Annotated in this window: 5 protein-coding genes; 3 read left to right on the forward strand and 2 right to left on the reverse strand. The window is 37.1% G+C overall.

All coding sequences use genetic code 11. The features are described 5' to 3' along the window. Nucleotides 1-410: 410 nt before the first annotated feature. The 3 genes from ACFIMG_RS03165 to ACFIMG_RS03175 all read left to right on the forward strand — a co-directional run bounded on the left by ACFIMG_RS03165 (nucleotide 411) and on the right by ACFIMG_RS03175 (nucleotide 1847). Nucleotides 411-1145, forward strand: a complete 735-nt coding sequence (locus ACFIMG_RS03165) for an antA/AntB antirepressor family protein (RefSeq protein ID WP_375678335.1) — start codon at nucleotides 411-413, stop codon at nucleotides 1143-1145. Then, nucleotides 1142-1420, forward strand: a complete 279-nt coding sequence (locus ACFIMG_RS03170) for a hypothetical protein (RefSeq protein ID WP_375678337.1) — start codon at nucleotides 1142-1144, stop codon at nucleotides 1418-1420. The genes ACFIMG_RS03165 and ACFIMG_RS03170 overlap by 4 nt, the downstream gene beginning before the upstream one ends. Before the next feature lie 175 nt (nucleotides 1421-1595). Beyond that, entirely contained in the window at nucleotides 1596-1847 is a 252-nt protein-coding gene (locus ACFIMG_RS03175) for a type II toxin-antitoxin system prevent-host-death family antitoxin (RefSeq protein WP_375678338.1), read from the forward strand. A gap of 75 nt (nucleotides 1848-1922) precedes the next feature. On the opposite strand, the gene ACFIMG_RS03180 is transcribed toward ACFIMG_RS03175, so the two are convergent. Both ACFIMG_RS03180 and ACFIMG_RS03185 read right to left on the reverse strand, forming a co-directional pair. After that, nucleotides 1923-2231 (reverse strand): HigA family addiction module antitoxin, encoded by a 309-nt coding sequence (locus ACFIMG_RS03180; protein WP_273721170.1) that lies wholly within the window; start codon nucleotides 2229-2231, stop codon nucleotides 1923-1925. Between the two features lie 10 nt (nucleotides 2232-2241). Next, nucleotides 2242-2520: a type II toxin-antitoxin system RelE/ParE family toxin gene (locus tag ACFIMG_RS03185; RefSeq protein WP_375618870.1), complete on the reverse strand. Its 279-nt coding sequence runs from the start codon at nucleotides 2518-2520 to the stop codon at nucleotides 2242-2244. Nucleotides 2521-2703: the final 183 nt, after the last annotated feature.

The raw sequence follows: 2703 nt of genomic DNA on the forward strand, positions 1-2703 counted from the left end.
TGTAAAAAACCTGTTGCCATACTTTATGCTCCTTTGAAATATTGGTGAATGAAAATGAATGGGAAAAATGAGAGGTAAAAAACTGTGTTTTTCAGAGCTCGGCATCCAAAAACAAAAAAATTATCGAAAGATGCTTGACATTATTTCTGTACTGTATATTTTTGAATCAGGTGCTTGAAAAACACCTTACAAACTACAAGCGGATTGATTGCCGAAATAATCAATCTTCTGGACATTTAAAGACTTTGACTCATTATGTGCTACATGCATATAATAACCTCGTCGGGTGTGGTTACACTATACAATACCCTAACGGGAAAAGTGTGACGACGGACTTGTAGCCGTGTTTTTCAGCGCCCGGCACTCTTTTAGAGTGTCAATGAAAAACGTCTAACTACAAGGAGTTCACAATGAACACACTTATAGAAATATCAGAACAGGTTATCGATCAAGAGATTGTTCAAACTGTTAATGCACGTGAGTTACACGCGTTTTTGGAGATTACATCAAAGTTTGCAGACTGGATTAAAAACCGTATTAAAGAATGTAACTTTCGAGAAAATATAGACTTTATAGGTTTTTCTAAAAATTTAGAAAAAGGTGGGCGCCCAAGCATAGAATACTACATTACGTTAGACATGGCTAAACACCTTTCAATGATAGAGCGTAATGATAAAGGGCATGAAGCGCGTCAATACTTTATCAAATGCGAACGGCTTTTGAAACAAGTAACAACACCACAAGTTGACTACTCTAAACCCGAAGCATTACTTGGCGTCTTGAATCACTTACAAAGTCAAATTGAGCAGAAAGATCATGTTATTGCCGAATTGGCTCCAAAAGCAGATGCTTTGGAAGGTTTAAAACGCTCTGATGGGTTGTTTGGTCTTATCGAAGCAGCAAAGATGTTGGAGGTACGACCAAAGGATTTAACGGATTACTTGCGTAAACATGATTGGGTCTATCGTCGGGCTCCAGGGGCGCTTCTATTACCTTATCAGGATAAGATCAAGAAAGGATTCATGGACTGCCCTGCTATCACCATTCAAAGACCGGATGGTACAGAAAAGGTGCTCCCTTCAACAAAAATCACATCGAGAGGATTGGCATGTTTAAGAGAGCAAATTCATGGAGGTGTGCAATGAAGATAGATACCAATTTCTTATGCGATTTGTGGATGGCGCTGTCTCAGTTTTCCAATCATCGAAGCATTGGAGATGAAAATTGTAATGCTATAGTTGAAGTTATGGAATTGATAGAAAAGGTTTTGATTTTAAAACTTCAAGATGAGATGCCAAGCATACTTAAAATCTTAACAGTTCTAACAGATTTTGGTGATTCAGAGTTACCGCATAGCATGGATTCTTTGTTGCGCGCTTATGAACCAAATTTCGAGAGCTCTATTAAAAAGGTTGCTTAAGTAAAAAACATAATCTCTCTTCCCTGCTTTGAGTGGGGAAGAGTTTAATAGATACCCTTGAGAAAGGCTTATTCCAGTTACAAAAGGGTGCTTTTTTCTCCAGTACGTTGTAAAACATCTTTACATAATACATATTATACGTACAATACGTATTATCTATTAAAAGGCTATCGTTATGAAAAAATGTAGTTTTACAGATATAAATCGCGGGGCAGGCGATATTTTAGACGAGGCTATGTCAACACCTGTTGCTTTGACAAAACGAGGGCGTGAAAAAATCATTATGCTTCCTGTCGATTTATATAATGAATTAGTAAAATCTCGTTCTGGTGCACAATCTTTTGTTTATGCAGATGCACCGCAAAATATATTAGACGATTTAGATCGTGGTTTAGATGACATTTTGAATAGTGATGAACATGTTTAAAGCGGGGGATGTTGTTCGATATTATTATTTATCCAGTATTCCATAAAACATTATCCCTTGAGAGTGAGGAAGAGATCAAACAGCGTGAAGTGTTGGAACTTTGCTAACATTTGTTTCACGTTCAGCATGCCAAGCGTCATAATTAGCTTGCATACGTAACCATATAGCAGCTCCATCACCAAACATTTTGCCAAGACAAGCCGAAATAGCAGGAGAAACAGGCTTTTTTGCGTTCAGAATATCGTAGAGATGTTGGCGTGATATACCAAGCATCTGCGCAATTTCTGATTTTGTTTTGCCTGTTTCAGGAATAATTTCTGCTAAAACTTCTCCTGGATGAGTAGGACAACGGTTTTTATCTCTTTGTGCAGGAATGTCATTCATAACTGTATCCTTAGTGATATTGTTCAAGATCAACACGGTAAGCATTACATGAGTCAAATTCAAAGGTAATACACCATGGTCCGTTAACGTGGACAGTGTAACGAGTGGGTGAATATCCAATCAAAGAATGAAAGTTGAATCCTGGAAGATTCATATCTTCTGGTCTTTCAGAAATATCTAAACGATCAAGACGAACCATGATACGTTTTACCAGTTTCTTATCAATCTTGGATGAATTTCCCGTTTTGAATAATTCTGCCAATGTTTTGCTTTTAAACGTTTTAATCATTCTTTTATATAGCGTAAAATACTGTTAATGTCAACAAATAGCTTACATTATAAGTGCTAAAATGGAAAAAACAGTAACATCCCATTAGAAACCCTTATCGTCTAGACTTGTTTTTCTTTTCTCCACCTCATGCGTAAAGAGAAGGATAGGTGCATGGAGGGGATAAATTTGCACGTTAACATC

It is taken from the genome of Bartonella sp. AP11XZML (assembly GCF_042196445.1).
Classification (GTDB): Bacteria; Pseudomonadota; Alphaproteobacteria; order Rhizobiales; family Rhizobiaceae; genus Bartonella.

Excerpts from the sequence above, each read along its gene's own strand:
- ACFIMG_RS03165 (WP_375678335.1), top strand. The coding sequence starts at position 411 with ATGAACACACTTATAGAAATATCAGAACAGGTTATCGATCAAGAGATT.
- ACFIMG_RS03170 (WP_375678337.1), top strand. The coding sequence starts at position 1,142 with ATGAAGATAGATACCAATTTCTTATGCGATTTGTGGATGGCGCTGTCT.
- ACFIMG_RS03175 (WP_375678338.1), top strand. The coding sequence starts at position 1,596 with ATGAAAAAATGTAGTTTTACAGATATAAATCGCGGGGCAGGCGATATT.
- ACFIMG_RS03180 (WP_273721170.1), bottom strand. The coding sequence starts at position 2,231 with ATGAATGACATTCCTGCACAAAGAGATAAAAACCGTTGTCCTACTCAT.
- ACFIMG_RS03185 (WP_375618870.1), bottom strand. The coding sequence starts at position 2,520 with ATGATTAAAACGTTTAAAAGCAAAACATTGGCAGAATTATTCAAAACG.